The sequence below is a fragment of the Streptomyces millisiae genome (genome assembly GCF_031845425.1).
GTDB lineage: Bacteria > Actinomycetota > Actinomycetes > Streptomycetales > Streptomycetaceae > Streptomyces > Streptomyces millisiae.
In genome coordinates this window covers 22,935-38,395 of sequence record NZ_JAVREM010000063.1, presented here as the reverse complement: position 1 = coordinate 38,395, position 15,461 = coordinate 22,935, and the positions used below count along the sequence as shown (strand labels likewise).

Sequence of the window (15,461 nt, the reverse complement as noted above, 5' to 3'; positions counted from 1 at the left end):
GGGCGAGGGGGTCGGGGTGGGCGGTGGTTCCGGTGGCGGGGTGGGACAACCCGGCGGCCACCAGGGCGGTAACGGGAGCCAGACGCAGAGGCAGATGCCGTGCCGGGCGCCCGCGCCCCCCTCGGGGTGGTCCGGCGGGCAGTGGTGGAACGACCGGGCGGCCGCCGGTTCGGCGGCCGCCGCGGGCGCGGCGGTACCGGCCGTGCCCGCGGCGGCCAGCAGCACGGCGACGCCGGCCCCGGCCAGGCGGGTGCGCTGCGCGAGGTTCACGGGGTGATCCTGCGCGCCGGGCGCGCGGCACACCGGACGGTCGCGTTGATTTCGCCCGATGGGGTGAAGTTCGGGGGCGGGAGGATTGCCCGCCGCCGTGTCGGTTCTGTCCGGCTCTCAGGCCCGCAGCAGCCGGGCCGGCTCGTCGAGCGCGGCCCGCACCGTGAACCCGGCCGCGCCGAGCAACGGCCCGTCAGGGCCCAGTGGCGAGGCGGTCACCGGCACCGGGGTGGCCCGCCCCCCGGCGGCCACGCTGGTGCGGCGGGCCAACTCGCGGTTCACCGGCGGCAACAGCCAGGGCGCGAGCATGGCCAGCGATCCGCCGATCACCACCTGCCGGGGATCCAACAGGTTGACCGTGCCGGACAGCGCGATGCCGAGCGCGGTGCCGGCCTGCCGCACCGCCCGCAGCGCACCCGCGTCGCCCGCCTCGCAGCGCGCCGTGAGGGCACCGAGCCGCACCCCCGGGCCCGGCTCGAGACCGGCGGCCCGCAGCACCGCCTCCTCGCCCGCGTAGGCCTCCAGGCAGCCGCGCCCGCCGCAGGAGCAGGGCCGGCCCTCGGGCCGCACCGGAACGTGCCCGAGCTCGCCCGCGAACCCGTGGGCGCCGCGCAGCAGTCGACCCTCGACCACCACCGCGGCGCCGATCCCGATCTCGGCCGACACGTGCACGAAGCTGTCCAGACCCTGGGCCGCGCTCGCCGACCACAGCTCGGCGAGCGCCCCGAGGTTGGCCTCGTTCTCCACCGTGACAGGCCCGAGGTCGCCGGGCAGCCCGGCCGCCAGGTCGGTGTCCCGCCAGCCGAGGTTGGGGGCCATCAGCAGCCGGGCGCGGTCCGCGGCCGGGTCGCGGGCCAGCAGCCCGGGGACGGCGACGGTCAGCCCGGCCGGCCGGAGACCGGCGCCGGCCGCGTCGCGCACGGCGGCGCGCAGCATCCCGGACAACGTGGCCAGCACGGCGGCCGGTTCGCTGCCCTGGTTGCGCACCTCCCGGCCGAGCCTGACCCGCACCCGGCCCCGCAGGTCCATGACGGCCACCGCCAGGTGGTCGACGCCGATCTCCGCGCCGACCCCGCACGGACCCCGGTCGGTCAGCACCAGCTGGGTGCCGGGGCGGCCGACCGCGCCCGACCGGCCGGGGCCGCGCTCGACCAGCAGTCCACCGCGCAGCAACTCGTCGACCAGGGTGGACACGGCGGCCCTGGTCAGCCCGATCCGGGTGGCGACCTCGGCCCGGGAGAGCGGCCCCTCCGAGGCCAGGGCGTGCAGCACCCGGGAGAGGTTGCGCTGCCGCATCTCGGACTGCGACTGGGGGGCTGGCTGGGCCATCGCGGATCCTCGTCACCCTCGGCGGCGTCAGCGGCGCCGGAGCAGCGCGTCGGCGTCGGTGAGCGTGGCGGCCAGCCGGTCGAGCGCGGCCTCGTCGCGGTCGACCGGATCGAACGCCGGGCCGGCCGTGGTGTCCCAGTCCCTGGCCACCGCCGCCGGATCCCGGCCCAGCAGCAGGCCGGCCGCCTGGGCGGCGGCGCCGAGCGCCACCAGTTCGTCGGCCACCGGCACCCGCACCGCTCGTCCGGAGAGTCGGCGCACGGTCTCCCGCCAGGCGGTACCCCGGGCGCCGCCGCCGATCAGCACGATCGGCTCGGCCGGGTCGGCGTCCTCGTCGAGGACCAGGTCGAGCGCGCGCAGCAGGGCGAAGACGGCGCCGTCGTAGGCGGCCTGGAGCAGCTGCCCGGCCGAGGTGTCGTGGCGCAGGCCGTGCACGAGCCCGGACGCGTAGGGCAGGTTGGGGGTGCGCTCGCCGTCCAGGAAGGGCAGCACCACGGCCTCGCCACCGGGCTCGACGGACTCCCGGTCGCGGCCGAGCAGGGCCGCGATCCGGTCCACGGCCTGGGTGCAGTTGAGGGTGCAGGCCAGCGGCAGCCAGCCGCGCCAGGCGTCGGCGAAGCCGGCGACGATGCCGCTGGCGTCGGTCGGGCGGCGCTCGCTGACGGCGTAGACGGTGCCGGAGGTGCCCAGGCTCAGGGCCGGTCGGCCGGGCGCCAGGCCGAGGCCGAGGGCGCCGGCCATGTTGTCGCCGGTGCCGGCGGCGACCAGGATGCCCTCGGGCAGCGGCAGTCCGGAGCGCACCGTGCCGGCCGCCTCGCCGGCGCCGACCACCCGGGGCAGCAGGGCCGGGTCGAGGCCGACGTGCGCCAGGATCTCCTCGTCGTAGCTCTCGGTCGCCGTCGACCACCAGCCGCTGCCCGAGGCGTCGCCGCGGTCGGTGGTGCCGCCGTGCGTCTCCTGTCCGGTCAGCTTGCCGGTGAGGTAGTCGTGCGGGAGCCGCACCGCCCGGGTGGCGGCGGCCGCGGCCGGCTCGTGCTCCCTCAGCCAGGCCCACTTGGTGACGGTGAAGGAGGTGGGCGGCACGCTGCCGACCCGCTCGGCCCAGGCCGCGGGGCCGCCGAGCTCGTCGATCAGCCGGTCCCGCTGCGGGGCGGAGCGGGTGTCGTTCCACAGCAGCGCGTTGCGCACCGGCCGCCCGTCGGCGTCCAGCGTCACGAGGCCGTGCTGCTGCCCGGCCACGGCGACGGCGGCCGCCTCCGCGGCGGCGGGGCCGCACTGTTCGAGCGCGGCGGTGAGCGCCTGCCACCACTGCTCCGGGTCGCTGTCGTGCTCGGCCGTCACCACGTGCGGGGCCTGGCCGCGTGCCACCACGGAACCGGTCGCGCTGTCCACGACCAGCGCCTTGGTGGACTGCGTGGAACTGTCCACGCCGATGACGAGGGGTCCGTCCGGTGCCGCCATGAGCGCGGTCCTCTCTGCGGGTGGGTGCCGCGGGCCGGTCGCCGCGGTCGAAAGCCGGGTGGGGGCTTCCACCACGGGCCAGTGCATACTAATTTGTTAACGGCCATGACGAAATACTGGGGAGCCGAGGAGCCGCCATGTCATACGAACCCACCCCCGACGACAAGTTCAGCTTCGGCCTGTGGACCGTGGGCTGGCAGGGCCGTGACCCGTTCGGCGACGCGACCCGCCCGGCCCTCGACCCGGTGGAGGCCGTCAACCGGCTCGCGGAGCTCGGTGCCTGGGGCATCACCTTCCACGACGACGACCTGATCCCCTTCGGCTCCTCGCCGAGCGAGCGCGAGGCCGTCCTCAAGCGCTTCCGCCAGGCGCTGGACACCACCGGGATCACCGTCCCCATGGTCACCACCAACCTCTTCACCCACCCCGTCTTCAAGGACGGCGCCTTCACCGCCAACGACCGCGACGTGCGGCGTTACGCGCTGCGCAAGACGCTGCGCAACATCGACCTGGCGGCCGAGCTCGGCGCCGAGACCTTCGTCGCCTGGGGCGGCCGGGAGGGCGCCGAGTCCGGCGGTGCCAAGGACGTGCGCGCCGCGCTCGACCGCTTCAAGGAGGCCTTCGACCTGCTGGCCGACTACGTGGTCGAGCAGGGCTACAACCTGCGCTTCGCCCTGGAGCCCAAGCCCAACGAGCCGCGCGGCGACATCCTGCTGCCGACCGTCGGGCACGCGCTCGCCTTCATCGAGCGTCTTGAGCGGCCCGAGCTCTTCGGCGTCAACCCCGAGGTCGGCCACGAGCAGATGGCCGGCCTGAACTTCCCGCACGGCATCGCCCAGGCGCTGTGGGCCGGCAAGCTCTTCCACATCGACCTCAACGGGCAGAACGGCATCAAGTACGACCAGGACCTGCGCTTCGGCGCCGGCGACCTGCGGTCCGCGTTCTGGCTGGTCGACCTGCTGGAGTCGGCCGGCTACCAGGGCCCGCGCCACTTCGACTTCAAGCCGCCGCGCACCGAGGACGCAGGCGGCGTCTGGGCCTCGGCCGCCGGCTGCATGCGCAACTACCTGATCCTCAGGGAGCGCGCCGCCGCCTTCCGCGCCGACCCGGCCGTCCAGGAGGCGCTGCGCGCCGCCCGGCTCGACGAACTGGCCACGCCCACGCTGGAGCCGGGCGAGAGGGCCGCCACGCTGCTCGCCGACCGGAGCGCCTTCGAGGAGTTCGACGTCGACGCGGCCGCCGCGCGCGGGATGGCCTTCGAGGCGCTCGACCAGCTCGCGATGGACCACCTGCTCGGTGCCCGCGGCTGACCGCCGCATCCCGGGAACGCCCGCTCCCCCGGCCGCTCAGGTCGGGGGAGCGGTGCTGTTCCGCACCACCAGGCGGGTGGACAGCTCGGTGCGCACCCCGTCCGGCCGGTCGCCGTCCATCATCCGGCGCAGCAGCCGCAGCGCGGTGGCCGCCATCTCGGCCAGCGGCTGCCGCACCGTGGTCAGCCCGGGCACCGACCAGCGAGCCTGCGGGAGATCGTCGAACCCCACCACGCTGACGTCCTCCGGCACCCGCAGGCCGTGCTCGCGCGCGGCCTGGCAGACCCCGAGCGCCATCTGGTCGGAACAGGCGAACACCGCGGTGGGCGGCTCGGGGAGCGCGAGCAGCTCCCGCATCCTGCGGTGCGCGACCGTCTCGTCGAAGTCGCCGTGCCGCACGTACTCGGGCGGCACCCGCAGGCCGGCCGCCGCCATCGCGGAACGGAAGCCGGCGACCCGGGCGCTGCTGCACATCTTGCGGCGGTAGCCGCCGACCACCGCGATCCGCCGGTGCCCGAGGGCGATCAGGTGCTCCGTGGCGCTGACCCCGCCCTGCCAGTTGGTCGCCCCGACCGAGGGCACGCCGGGCGGTGGGTCGAGCACCGGGTCGATCATCACATAGGGGATGCGGTGCTGGCCGAGCCACGTGTGCTGGGTGGCGTTGAGCTCGGCCAGGTTGAACAGCACGCCCGCCGTGCCCCTGGCGGACAGCTTGTCGAGCCAGCCGCGCTCCGGCCGCCCGCCGCGCGTCCGCACCAGCGCGGCCGAGACCACCACGCCGACGCCGGCGTCGTGCGCGGCCTCCTCGACGCCGTGCAGCACGGCGCCCGACCAGGGCGTGTCGAGCCGGTGCACCACCAGGTCGATCAGGGCGGGCGGCCGGTCCGGCGTGAACCGTGGCCGCCGCACGTAGCCGAGCCGGTCGAGCACCTCGGTGACCCGGCGGCGGGTCTCCGGAGCCACGTCCTCGCGGCCGTTGGCCACCTTGGACGCGGTCGGCACCGAGACGCCGGCCTCCCTGGCGACCACGGCCAGGGTCGGACCCCCGGTCCGCAAGGGACGATCCATCGGCATTCCCCTCTCGCCGCGTGCCGCCTCGAAAGTTTCGGATGTCGGCCGTCGACCGGTCGGGACATTGACCCCGATAGCAAGCGCTTCCTACGTTAGGGGCGGGCCGCGCCACTGTGAAGTCCCGCAGCCGCCGGACGGCCGTCACCAGGCGTTCCGCGACGCGGCCCGGGGTTTCTCGAAAGCCCACCGCCCCAGACGTCGCGGGCCGGTCCGCCCGGCGCCGGCGCACCCGCGTACCCGGAGGGAAAACGTTCCTCATGACGGCAGGTCACCTCGTCAACCCCGTGCTGCCCGGCTTCCATCCGGACCCGAGCATCGTGCGGGTCGGCCCGGACTACTACCTGGCCACCTCGAGCTTCGAGTGGTTCCCCGGCGTCCCCCTGCACCACTCGACCGACCTCGTCGACTGGCGACTCGTCGGGCACGCGCTCGACCGCCCGGTCCTGCCCGACCTGCGCGGCGTCCCCGACTCCGGCGGCGTCTGGGCCCCCTCGCTGACGCACCACGACGGCGCCTTCTGGCTGGTCTACAGCGTCGTGCGCGGCATCGAGCGCCCCTACAAGGACCTCGACACCTACCTCGTCACCGCGCCGGACGTCACGGGGCCGTGGTCCGAGCCGGTGTACCTCAACTCCTCGGGATTCGACCCCTCGCTCTTCTTCGACGACGACGGCCGCGTCTGGCTCCTCAACGTCCAGTGGGACCACCGGGCCGGCCATCCGGCCTTCGGCGGGATCGTCCTCCAGGAGTACGACCCGCGGCGCCGCGTCCTCGTCGGCGAGCCGCGCGTCGTGCTGCGCCACGACGAGCTCATCGAGGGCCCCAACCTCTACCGGCGCGACGGCTGGTACCTGCTGATGCTCGCCGAGGGCGGCACCGGCTGGAACCACGGCATCGCGGTGGCCCGCGCCCGCGCCCTCACGGGCCCCTGGGAGTGGGACCCGGCCGGGCCGCTCCTCACCACCAGGGACGACGAGACCCAGCCGCTGCAGAAGGCCGGCCACGGCGAGCTGGTGTCCACCCCCGACGGCGAGTGGTACCTCGCCCACCTGGCGTCGAGACCGCTCACCACCCCCGAGGGCCGGCGCTGCGTGCTGGGCCGGGAGACCTGCCTGCAGCGGATCGAGTGGACGGCGGACGGCTGGCCGCGCCTGGCCGGCGGGGGCCACCACCCGCGGCTCACGGTGCCGGCCCCCGCCGCGGCCCGCGCCGCGCGGCCCGTCCCCCGGGGCCCGGTGCGCGACGACTTCGACGGGCCACGACTCGGCCCGGAGTGGGTGGCGCCCAGGGTCCCGGTCGAGGAGAGCTGGCTGACGTTGACCGCGCGCCCCGGCTGGTTGCGCCTGCACGGCAGGCAGAGCCCGCGCTCGCTGTTCGACCAGTCGCTGGTCGCCCGCCGACTCACCACCACCCGCGTCGAGTTCACCACCCGGCTTGACCACCGCCCCCGCCACTTCTCGCAACTCGCCGGCCTCGTCTGCTGGTACGACACCGGCACCCACTACTACCTGCGCTCCACCCACGTGGCGGGCAGGGGCCGGGTGCTCGGGCTGCTGATCGCCGACGCCGGCGCGCACGCGGAGCCGGCCGACGCCGAACTCGACACCGCCGACTGGCCGGAGCTGTACCTCAGGGCCCGCTTCGAGGACACCGAGCTCCGCTTCCTGGCCGCACCGGACGGGACGGACTGGCACCCGGTCGGCCCGACCCTCGACGCCACCAGGCTCTCCGACGACTACGGCCCCAAGTTGCGCTTCACGGGCGCCTTCGTGGGCCTGTGCGCGCAGGACCTGGGCGGCACCCGGCAGCCGGCGGACTTCGCCTGGTTCGAGGAGCGGCCGCTCGACTGACGCGCCCGAAGGGGGCCGGCGGCCCTTTCGAAAGTTGTCGGCGCCGCCCGGGGGCTGCCCGCCCCCGGGCCCGCCACCTACGTTGTGGGCATGCCAATTCTGCGTGTGCTGCGAACGATCTGGCTGCTCGCCGCGGCGCTCTGCCTCGGCCTGCTCGCCACTCTGCTGACCGCCCCGGCCGCCCAGGCCGCGCCGGTCTCCGTGCTCAACGGCACCCAGTTCACCGACCCCAACGGCGACCCCGTGCAGGCCCACGGCGGCGGCGTGCTCAAGGTGGGCCAGTACTACTACTGGTTCGGCGAGAACCGGCAGGAGACCAGCAACGCGTTCCGCTACGTCTCCGCCTACCGCTCGACCGACCTGCGGAACTGGGAGTTCCGCAACCACGTCCTGACCCAGAGCACCCACTCCGAGCTCCAGTCGGCCAACATCGAACGTCCGAAGGTCATCTACAACCGGGCCACCGGGCAGTTCGTGATGTGGATGCACAAGGAGAACGCCCAGGACTACAGCGAGGCCAGGGCCGCCGTCGCCGTGTCCGACACGGTGGACGGCGACTACACCTGGCGGGGCAGCTTCCGCCCGCTCGGCCACATGTCCCGCGACATCACGGCCTTCGTGGACGACGACGGCACCGGCTACATGGTCTCCGCGGCCCGCGAGAACTACGACCTCCACATCTACCGGCTGACCCCCGACTACACGGCCGTCGAGAGCCTGGTCGCCAACCCCTGGCCCGGCGGCCACCGGGAGGCGCCGGCGCTCTTCAAACGGGACGGCGTCTACTTCATGCTCACCTCGGGCGCCACCGGCTGGTCGCCCAACCAGCAGCAGTACGCCACCTCCACCAGCCTGGCCGGCGGCTGGAGCGCGATGCGGAACGTCGGCGACGCCACCGCCTTCGGCTCCCAGACCGCCTACGTCCTCCAGGTCCAGGGCACCGCGGGCACCTCGTACCTCTACATGGGCGACCGCTGGGGCAACTCCTTCGGCGGCCGGGTCAACGACTCGCGCTACGTCTGGCTGCCGCTCACCTTCCCCGACAGCCGTTCGCTGAGCATGAGTTGGGCGCCCGAGCTGACCATCGACACCGCCGCGGGCACGGTGCGCGGCACCGGTGGCCCCTACCAGACGTTCACCGCCAGGCACTCGGGGAAGTGCCTCGACATCCCGAGCCAGTCGCAGGCCGTCGGGCAGCAGTTGGCCCAGTACACCTGCAACGGCGGCGGCAACCAGCGGTTCTGGCCACGCGACGTGGGCGGCGGCCACGTCCAGCTGGTGACCAGGCACAGCTCGCTGTGCCTGGCCGCCTCGGGCGGCTCCACGGCCGCCGGCGCCGCGGTGGTGCAGGCCCCGTGCGGCGGCGGCCAGGAGCAGCAGTGGCGGATCACGGACACCGGCGACGGCCACGTCAGGATCGCCGCCCGGCACAGCGGCCTGTGCCTCGACGTCTCCGACGAGTCCACCGCGGACAGCGCCCGGCTGATCCAGTACACCTGCTCGACGACCGCCACCCACCAGCAGTTCCGCCGGACCACGGCCTAGCCGTGGTCCGGCGGACGCCGCGCGGGGTCAGCGGCGGCGGACGGTGAGGACGAACAGCCCCACCACGACCAGGCCGACGCCGGCCCAGGCCGTCACGCCGAGCCGCTCCCCGACCACGGCGACCCCGAGCACCGCGGCCACCACCGGCTCGAAGAGCGACAGGGTGGTCGCGGCGCTCACCGTCACCCGGGCCAGGCCCGCGCCGAACAGCACGTACGCCAGGCACATCGGTATCAGGGCCAGGTACGCGATCACGGCCAGGCCGCCCGCCGAGCCGGCCAACTCGCCGCCGGTGACGGCGAAGACCGGCAGCAGCACCAGGGTGGCAAGACCGAACAGCGCGCCCATCGCACCGCGCGACGAGTGGCCGCGGCCGATGATCCGCGCCGCGCAGTAGGCGTAGGCGGCGTAGCCGGCGCCCGCCAGCAGGCCGAGGGCCACGCCGGCCGGCAGCCGGTCGTCGCCCGTGGCCGCCTCGGCCGCGCCGTCCCCGGTCAACACCAGGGCCGCGCAGCCGACGGCCGCCGCGGTGGTGGCGACCAGCCAGCGCCTGGTCAACCGGGCGCCGTCCAGGAGTCGTTCGAGCAGCGCCGCGAACATCGGCGCGCTGCCGATGCTCACGACGGTGCCGACCGCGATGCCGGCCCAGGCCATCGAGGTGTAGAAGGCGAGCGGGTAGACGACCACACCCAGCGCGCCGAACAACGCGTAGGGCAGCACCGCGCGCCCGCCGCGGAGCACCGCCAGCGTGCGCCGGGCCGCGATCGCGACGGTCAGCAGGCCGCCGAACCCCATGGTGGCGGCGCCCACGGCCAGCGGCGAGGCGCCGGCGGGCGCGAGGCTGGCGACCGTGCCGGTGGTGCCCCACAGGGCGCTGGCGCCGAGGATGAGCGCCGGACCGGCGGCGGCGCGCCGCCCGGCGGCGGGCCGGCCGACGCCGGCGCGGGCGGCGTGGGTGGGGGAGGAGTGCGAGGAGGAAGTGCTCATGGTCAGACGCGTCCAACTCCGTTGAGGTCCGTCGAGGGAGATCAGCGGAGGGCGCGCCGAGCCGCCCGACCGACCGGGGCGTCGCCACGCGGTCGACCGGAGGTGGGTGTCACACGAAGCCGCGCGCCCTCAGAGGGCGACTGGCGGCGAGGAGACGGGAGACAGGGAGTCGGCTCGCATGACGACGAGCATAGCCCCCGCCGCGCGGCGGCGGGACAGTTCCTAGCCGACCCGGGACCAGTCGCGGACCAGCGCGGCCAGCTCGGCCGGGCGCTCCTCGTGGAGGTAGTGGCCGACCCCCTCCCACCGCACCACCCGGGAGCGGGCGTCCGGCAGCGTGGTGCGCTCCCAGGCGGCCGCCGCCGGTGAGTCGTGCACGGCGAGCACCGGGCAGCGGCGGCGGCGCAGATACGCCTCGGTCGCCGGGCGCAGCCCGAAGGCGTCGGGTGCCAGGTACATCGCCTCCCGATAGCGGAGCAGCACCTCGGGGTCCATCGCGGCCATCAGCCGCTCGTGCCGCTCGCGCGGTCCCGGCGGGCTGTCCGCGGTGAAGGCGCGGCGCACGAAGCCCACCGCCCAGGCGGTCCCCTCCCGGCGGAGCGCCGCCTGCTCGGCCGGCAGCCGCCCGGCCTCGGCCGCGTCACCGCCGTAGGCGGCGGCGACGGCCACCAGTGAGCGCACCAGTTCCGGATGTTCGACGGCCAGCGCGGTGACCACCTGGCCGCCGAGCGAGTGGCCCACGGCGACCACGGGGCCGACGCCGGACGCCCGCAGCCAGGTGGCCAGGTCCGTCGCCGCGGCGCGCGGTGAGCAGCGCGCGAGTGCGGCCGGCGAACGGCCGTGGCCTGGCAGGTCGGGGACCAGCACCCGGTGGTGCGGGGTCAGCGACGGCAGCAGCGGTGCCCAGTCCTCGCCGTCCCCGCCCCAGCCGTGCACCAGCAGCAGCGGCGGGCCCTGCCCGCCGGCCGGCGGCCCGGTGTCCACCACGTGCGGGCGGAACGCGCCCTCGGCCTCGGCTGGCATGGCGGGCTCCCCTCGTGGGTCGGATCGACGCGGCGGAAAACGTTTGCTGCGCGCCGTGCCGGCAGCCTACCCGGCCGGCGGGGAGCTCAGCGGGGCGCCCCGGCCCCGGGACTGAGCGCGCCCTCCAGGGCGAAGGTGGCGGCGCCCAGGCTCACCGGGTTGGCGCCGATGGGGCTCAGCAGGATCTCGACGGCCGCCGAGGGACGGGGCAGCGCGTGCGTCGCGACGGCCGGGCGCACCACGTCGAGCAGCCGCCGGCCGAGCCGGCGGGCGACCCAGCCGGTCAGGACGACCACCTCGGGGTCGAGCAGGTTCACCAGGTCCCCGATGGCGGCGCCCAGGCAGTGGGCGGTGCGGCGCAGGGCGGCCTCGGCGGTCGGGTCGCCGCGCTCGATGGCCGCCGCGAGCGCGTCGAGGGCGGCGGTCTGGTCGCCGGCGCGCAGCAACGCGCTGCCCGGATCGAGTTCGGCCACGGTGCGCAGGATTCCGGGGGCGCCGACATAGGTCTCGACGCAGCCGCGCCGGCCGCAGTGGCACGGGCGACCGTCGAGCACCAGCGTGGTGTGCCCCCACTCGCCGGCGCTGTTGGAGGCGCCGCGGTGCGGCCCGCCGCCGAACGCCAGGCCGGCGCCCACGCCGGTGCCGAGGTTGACCACCACGGCGTCGTCCCGACCGCGGGCCGCGCCGAACCACAGCTCGGCGACCACGCAGGCGCGCATCGGGTTGTCCAGGTGGAGCGGGTGGGGGAGGTGTTCGGCGAGCAGGGCGAGCAGCGGGACCCCGTGCCAGTTCCAGTTGGCCGCGAAGACCGAGACCCCGCCCTCCCGGTCCACCATCCCCGGCATGCTGATCCCGACGCCGAGCACCCGCCGCCCGGCCGCCGCCCGCTCGGTGGCGTCCCGCACGGCGTCCGCGATGCGCCGCGCCGCGCGGGCGGGGTCGCCGTCCTCGGGGGTGAGCTCCGCGTGGGCGCGGCCGAGCACCCGCAGGGCCAGGTCCACGACCTCGACGTGCACATAGGTCTCGGCGACGTCGACGCCGACCAGCGCGCCGCCCTCCGCGTCGACCGCGACCAGGCCGCGCGGTCGGCCGCCGCCCGACTCCTCGAAGCCGGCCTCCACCAGCACGCCGAGCTCCAGCAACTCGCCCACCAGGGTGGCCACCGTGGCCTGGCTCAGGCCGGTGGCCCTGGCCAGTGCGGGCCGGGACACCGGGGAGGCGGCGATGGCATGCCGCAGCACGAGGGAGCGGTTGGCCGTGCGGATGTCGCGTGAGGTCCGCTTCACCTCACTCCCCGCCGTCGTCCTTGCCCCTCCTGCGGAACCAGCGCCGTTTTCCCGAGCGCCCCGGGCGCCCACGCCGCCGGCCCGAGCCGAATATCCAGCCGGCCGGCGGCTCGTCCGAGCGCCAGGGCTGCGGCGCCGGTGCCTCACGCTTCCAGCGCTCGTTCAACATGCGGGTGCGCGCCGAGGGCTCCTTGACCTCGGCGCCGCGCACGAAGCTCTCGTCGAGCACGAGGTCGTCCCAGTCCTCGCGCTCCGGGTCGCCGCCGTGCGGCTCTTCCCGGCCGCCGGGCTCCCTGCTCATGAGCTGCCTCCCGTCCCACACCGTCGGTGCGGCACATGACAACGAATACAACGCTCCCCGGGGCCCCGGTGTTCCGGGGCCCCGGGGGAGCCGATCCGCCACGGTACCGAAGTCGGGTGGCGGGGTCGCGGTCAGGCGCCGGGCGTCTTCGCCGGCTCCTCGCTCTGGTTGCGCGTGGCGTACAGGCTGGTGATGGTCGTCACGGCCAGGACGGCGACGATGACGCCGAGCGAGACCCAGGTGCTGATCTCGGGCACGTGCACGCCGGACTCGTGCAGGGCGTGCAGCACCAGCTTGACGCCGATGAAGCCGAGGATGACCGAGAGGCCGTAGGAGAGGTGGACCAGCTTCTTCAGCAGGCCGCCGATGAGGAAGTACAGCTGGCGCAGGCCCATCAGCGCGAAGGCGTTGGCCGTGAAGACGATGTACGGGTCGTCGGTCAGGCCGAAGATGGCCGGGATGGAGTCGAGCGCGAACAGGATGTCCGTGCTGCCGATCGCCAGCATCACGATCAGCATCGGGGTGATCAGCCGGCGGCCGTTCTCCCGGATGAACATCTTGGTGCCGTGGTACTGGTCGGTGGCCGGGAACCGGCGCTCGACCATCTTGAGGAAACGGTTCTCTTCGTACTCCTCTTCCTCCTCGTCGCTGCGCGCCTCCTTGATCAGCTTCCAGGCGGTCCAGATGAGGAAGGCGCCGAAGATGTAGAAGACCCACGAGAAGTTCGAGATCATCGCGGCGCCCGCCGCGATGAAGGCGGCCCGCAGCACCAGGGCGATGAGCACGCCGACCAGCAGCACCCGGGCCTGGTACTGGGTGGGCACCGCGAACTTCGTCATGATCAGTACGAAGACGAAGAGGTTGTCCACGCTCAACGACTTCTCGGTGATGTACCCGGCGAAGAACTCACCGCCCGCGTCGCCGCCGCCGAAGACGAAGAGTCCGATGCCGAACAGCACCGCGAGGGCCACCCAGATGATGGTCCAGGTGCCTGCCTCCCGGAGGGACACCTCATGGGGCTTGCGCCCGAAGAAGAAGTCCACCGCGATGAGTGCGCAGAGCACCACCACGGTGAGCACCCACATGGTCAACGAGACGTCCACTGACTGATCCTCCGGTCTGGGTCGGCTTCCGCCGCTTGCGTCGGTAAAGGGAACCAAAGCGAGCTTAAAGGAAGGGTAAAGCCGTCGGGTGAGTGGTCGTCGTCACCGTCCGCCGGCCTCCCGTCCGGGAGGGCGGGAAACCCCGTGTCGCCCGGGCGATCCGCCCGGCATGATCACTCGATATGGAGCCATCTTCCGCGGGACTGCGGATTTATCGGGACATTTTCCGCGTGCCAGGGGTCGGCGGGTTCGTCACCGCGAGCCTGATCGGTCGGATGCCGATGGCCATGCTGTCGCTGGCCACTGTGTTCCTCGTCACGGAGGTGACCGGCAGCTACGCCACCGCCGGCGCGGTCTCCGCCGCCGGCGCGCTGTGCTTCGCCCTCCTCGTGCCCCAGCTCGGCTACGCCATCGACCGCCTGGGCCAGCGGCGGGTGCTGCGCCCGCTCGCCCTGGCCTTCGGGGTGGCCGGGCTGCTGTTCGTGCTCGCGGCCCAGGCGGACGCGCCGGTCTGGCTGCTCTTCGTCACCGGCGCGCTCTTCGGCGCCTCGATGCCGCCGCTCGGCGCCATGGTGCGGGCCCGCTGGAGCCATCTGGCCGGTGCGGACCCGAGCGGCACGCTGCTGAGGTCCTCCTACTCCTTCGAGTCGGTGCTGGACGAGATGATCTTCGTGGTCGGGCCGCTGCTGGTCTCGGCCGTGGTGCTGCTGCACCCGTCGGCCGGGGTGGTCGCCGTCTCGGTCTTCGGGCTCGCCGGCGGCCTGCTGCTGGCCGCCCAGCGGCGCACCGAGCCGCCCGTGCTGCCGCCGCGCGCCACCACCAGCCGCGCGCTGTCGGTGCCGGGGCTGCGGCTGATGTGCGCCGCCTACCTGTGCGTCGCCGGCATGTTCGCCGGCTGGGAGCTGAGCACCATCGCCTTCGTGGACGAGCACGGCAGTCCCTGGATGGTCGGCGCCGTCATGGCCACCTACGCGCTCGGCAGCGCCGTCGGCGGCCTCTGGTACGGGGCGCGGAACTGGCGGTTGCCGCTCGACCGCCGCTTCCTGCTGGCGCTGGCCGCGGTCGTGGGCGGCATCGGCCCGCTCTGGGCCATGCCCGGCGTGGCGGCGCTGTGGGCGTTCTCCGTGTTCTCCGGCTTCCTGATCGCGCCCACCGTCATCGCCGCCTACAGCCTGGTGCGCGAGGGCGTGCCGGCCGAGACCCTGACCGAGGGCATGACATGGATGTCCACCGCCGTGGGGCTGGGCAAGGCCCTCGGCGTGCTGGTGGCCGGCCTGGTGATCGAGGCGCACGGCGCCCGCTGGGGCTACGCGTTCACCGTGGGCTGCGGCCTGCTGGCGCTGGCCATCGCCGTGGGCGGCTTCCGCCAGCTGCGGGCGATGGCCGTCGCCAACCTCACCCGAGCGGCCTGAGTCGGTACGTCAGCCGGTCGCGCTCAGGCGGCCGGCACCACCGGCAGGTCGGCCCAGACCACGTGGCCGCGGCCCGCCTCCCGCGGCCGCACCCCCCAGACGCTCGCCAGCGCGCACACCAGCAGCAGCCCGCGTCCGCCCTCGTCCTGTGGCCCCGCGACGGTCGGCGCGTGCCGCGGGCCCATGCCGTCGCTGGCGACGGCCACCCGCAACAGGCCCCCGAAGAGCTCGAGTTCGCACCCCACCGACTCGCTCTCGGTGTGCCGCAGCGCGTTGGTCACCAGCTCCGAGATCACCAACTGGGCGTTGTCGCAGGTCTCCAGGGGCGTCCGCCACTCCAGGAGCTGGTGTCGCGTGCGTCTTCGCGCCTCGGCCGGCGAGGTCTCGGCCGCCGGCAGGCGGAACCGGACGCGGCCGCGCGGCGGTGCGACGTCGTCGTGACGCTCCACGGACTGGGCGCGCGAATAGGAAGGCACCGTACTACTGTGCGGCTGCGCCTCTCATCCGGCAAGG

Annotated in this window: 13 protein-coding genes and 1 pseudogene; 4 read left to right on the top strand and 10 right to left on the bottom strand. The window is 74.6% G+C overall.

The genetic code is table 11. The annotated features are described in order from the left end of the window. From RNC47_RS29435 to xylB, 3 genes and pseudogenes are all read right to left on the bottom strand, one after another. Positions 1 to 270, bottom strand: a pseudogene (locus RNC47_RS29435) (hypothetical protein); the annotation flags it as partial. 117 nt (positions 271 to 387) lie between these two features. Further along, the gene (locus RNC47_RS29430) at positions 388 to 1,599 is read right to left on the bottom strand and encodes an ROK family transcriptional regulator (RefSeq protein ID WP_311603063.1); all 1,212 of its coding nucleotides are present in this window, start codon (positions 1,597 to 1,599) and stop codon (positions 388 to 390) included. Positions 1,600 to 1,626: 27 nt separating this feature from the next. Next, positions 1,627 to 3,060 carry a xylulokinase gene (xylB, locus tag RNC47_RS29425; protein WP_311603061.1) on the bottom strand — a complete coding sequence of 478 codons (1,434 nt, stop codon included), beginning with the start codon at positions 3,058 to 3,060 and terminating at the stop codon, positions 1,627 to 1,629. A gap of 137 nt (positions 3,061 to 3,197) precedes the next feature. Between xylB and xylA the strand changes: the two genes are divergently transcribed. Continuing rightward, positions 3,198 to 4,370 carry a xylose isomerase gene (gene xylA, locus RNC47_RS29420; RefSeq protein ID WP_311603059.1) on the top strand — a complete coding sequence of 391 codons (1,173 nt, stop codon included), beginning with the start codon at positions 3,198 to 3,200 and terminating at the stop codon, positions 4,368 to 4,370. A 36-nt stretch (positions 4,371 to 4,406) separates the two neighbouring features. Here xylA and RNC47_RS29415 read toward each other — a convergent pair whose 3' ends face one another. Next, the gene (locus RNC47_RS29415; protein ID WP_311603057.1) at positions 4,407 to 5,438 is read right to left on the bottom strand and encodes a LacI family DNA-binding transcriptional regulator; all 1,032 of its coding nucleotides are present in this window, start codon (positions 5,436 to 5,438) and stop codon (positions 4,407 to 4,409) included. A gap of 260 nt (positions 5,439 to 5,698) precedes the next feature. Here RNC47_RS29415 and RNC47_RS29410 point away from each other — a divergent pair, with 260 nt between their 5' ends. Together RNC47_RS29410 and RNC47_RS29405 are read left to right on the top strand one after the other, a co-directional pair. Beyond that, entirely contained in the window at positions 5,699 to 7,291 is a 1,593-nt protein-coding gene (locus RNC47_RS29410; protein WP_311603055.1) for a glycoside hydrolase family 43 protein, read from the top strand. 90 nt (positions 7,292 to 7,381) lie between these two features. Continuing rightward, on the top strand, positions 7,382 to 8,836 hold the full coding sequence (locus RNC47_RS29405; protein WP_311603054.1) for an RICIN domain-containing protein: 1,455 nt from the start codon (positions 7,382 to 7,384) through the stop codon (positions 8,834 to 8,836). A gap of 27 nt (positions 8,837 to 8,863) precedes the next feature. Here the strand turns inward: RNC47_RS29405 and RNC47_RS29400 are convergent, their stop codons facing one another. The 5 genes from RNC47_RS29400 to RNC47_RS29380 form a co-directional block, all read right to left on the bottom strand. Next, positions 8,864 to 9,823 carry a DMT family transporter gene (locus tag RNC47_RS29400; RefSeq protein ID WP_311603053.1) on the bottom strand — a complete coding sequence of 320 codons (960 nt, stop codon included), beginning with the start codon at positions 9,821 to 9,823 and terminating at the stop codon, positions 8,864 to 8,866. A gap of 222 nt (positions 9,824 to 10,045) precedes the next feature. Beyond that, positions 10,046 to 10,846: an alpha/beta fold hydrolase gene (locus RNC47_RS29395; RefSeq protein ID WP_311603051.1), complete on the bottom strand. Its 801-nt coding sequence runs from the start codon at positions 10,844 to 10,846 to the stop codon at positions 10,046 to 10,048. Between the two features lie 86 nt (positions 10,847 to 10,932). Beyond that, positions 10,933 to 12,132 carry an ROK family protein gene (locus tag RNC47_RS29390; protein WP_311603049.1) on the bottom strand — a complete coding sequence of 400 codons (1,200 nt, stop codon included), beginning with the start codon at positions 12,130 to 12,132 and terminating at the stop codon, positions 10,933 to 10,935. Position 12,133: 1 nt separating this feature from the next. Further along, positions 12,134 to 12,433 (bottom strand): SGM_3592 family protein, encoded by a 300-nt coding sequence (locus tag RNC47_RS29385; protein WP_311603048.1) that lies wholly within the window; start codon positions 12,431 to 12,433, stop codon positions 12,134 to 12,136. A gap of 131 nt (positions 12,434 to 12,564) precedes the next feature. Beyond that, a complete protein-coding gene (locus RNC47_RS29380) occupies positions 12,565 to 13,536 on the bottom strand; it encodes a TerC family protein (RefSeq protein ID WP_311603046.1) in 972 nt (323 codons plus the stop codon). A gap of 230 nt (positions 13,537 to 13,766) precedes the next feature. On the opposite strand from RNC47_RS29380, the gene RNC47_RS29375 reads away from it, so the two are divergent. After that, positions 13,767 to 14,948: an MFS transporter gene (locus tag RNC47_RS29375; protein ID WP_311603045.1), complete on the top strand. Its 1,182-nt coding sequence runs from the start codon at positions 13,767 to 13,769 to the stop codon at positions 14,946 to 14,948. A 23-nt stretch (positions 14,949 to 14,971) separates the two neighbouring features. On the opposite strand, the gene RNC47_RS29370 is transcribed toward RNC47_RS29375, so the two are convergent. Continuing rightward, complete coding sequence (locus tag RNC47_RS29370) at positions 14,972 to 15,424, bottom strand: ATP-binding protein (RefSeq protein ID WP_311603043.1); 453 nt, start codon at positions 15,422 to 15,424, stop codon at positions 14,972 to 14,974. Positions 15,425 to 15,461 lie beyond the last annotated feature (37 nt).

Coding starts and splice junctions, on each gene's coding strand:
- RNC47_RS29430 (WP_311603063.1), bottom strand. CDS start 1,599: ATGGCCCAGCCAGCCCCCCAGTCGCAGTCCGAGATGCGGCAGCGCAAC.
- xylB (WP_311603061.1), bottom strand. CDS start 3,060: ATGGCGGCACCGGACGGACCCCTCGTCATCGGCGTGGACAGTTCCACG.
- xylA (WP_311603059.1), top strand. CDS start 3,198: ATGTCATACGAACCCACCCCCGACGACAAGTTCAGCTTCGGCCTGTGG.
- RNC47_RS29415 (WP_311603057.1), bottom strand. CDS start 5,438: ATGGATCGTCCCTTGCGGACCGGGGGTCCGACCCTGGCCGTGGTCGCC.
- RNC47_RS29410 (WP_311603055.1), top strand. CDS start 5,699: ATGACGGCAGGTCACCTCGTCAACCCCGTGCTGCCCGGCTTCCATCCG.
- RNC47_RS29405 (WP_311603054.1), top strand. CDS start 7,382: ATGCCAATTCTGCGTGTGCTGCGAACGATCTGGCTGCTCGCCGCGGCG.
- RNC47_RS29400 (WP_311603053.1), bottom strand. CDS start 9,823: ATGAGCACTTCCTCCTCGCACTCCTCCCCCACCCACGCCGCCCGCGCC.
- RNC47_RS29395 (WP_311603051.1), bottom strand. CDS start 10,846: ATGCCAGCCGAGGCCGAGGGCGCGTTCCGCCCGCACGTGGTGGACACC.
- RNC47_RS29385 (WP_311603048.1), bottom strand. CDS start 12,433: ATGAGCAGGGAGCCCGGCGGCCGGGAAGAGCCGCACGGCGGCGACCCG.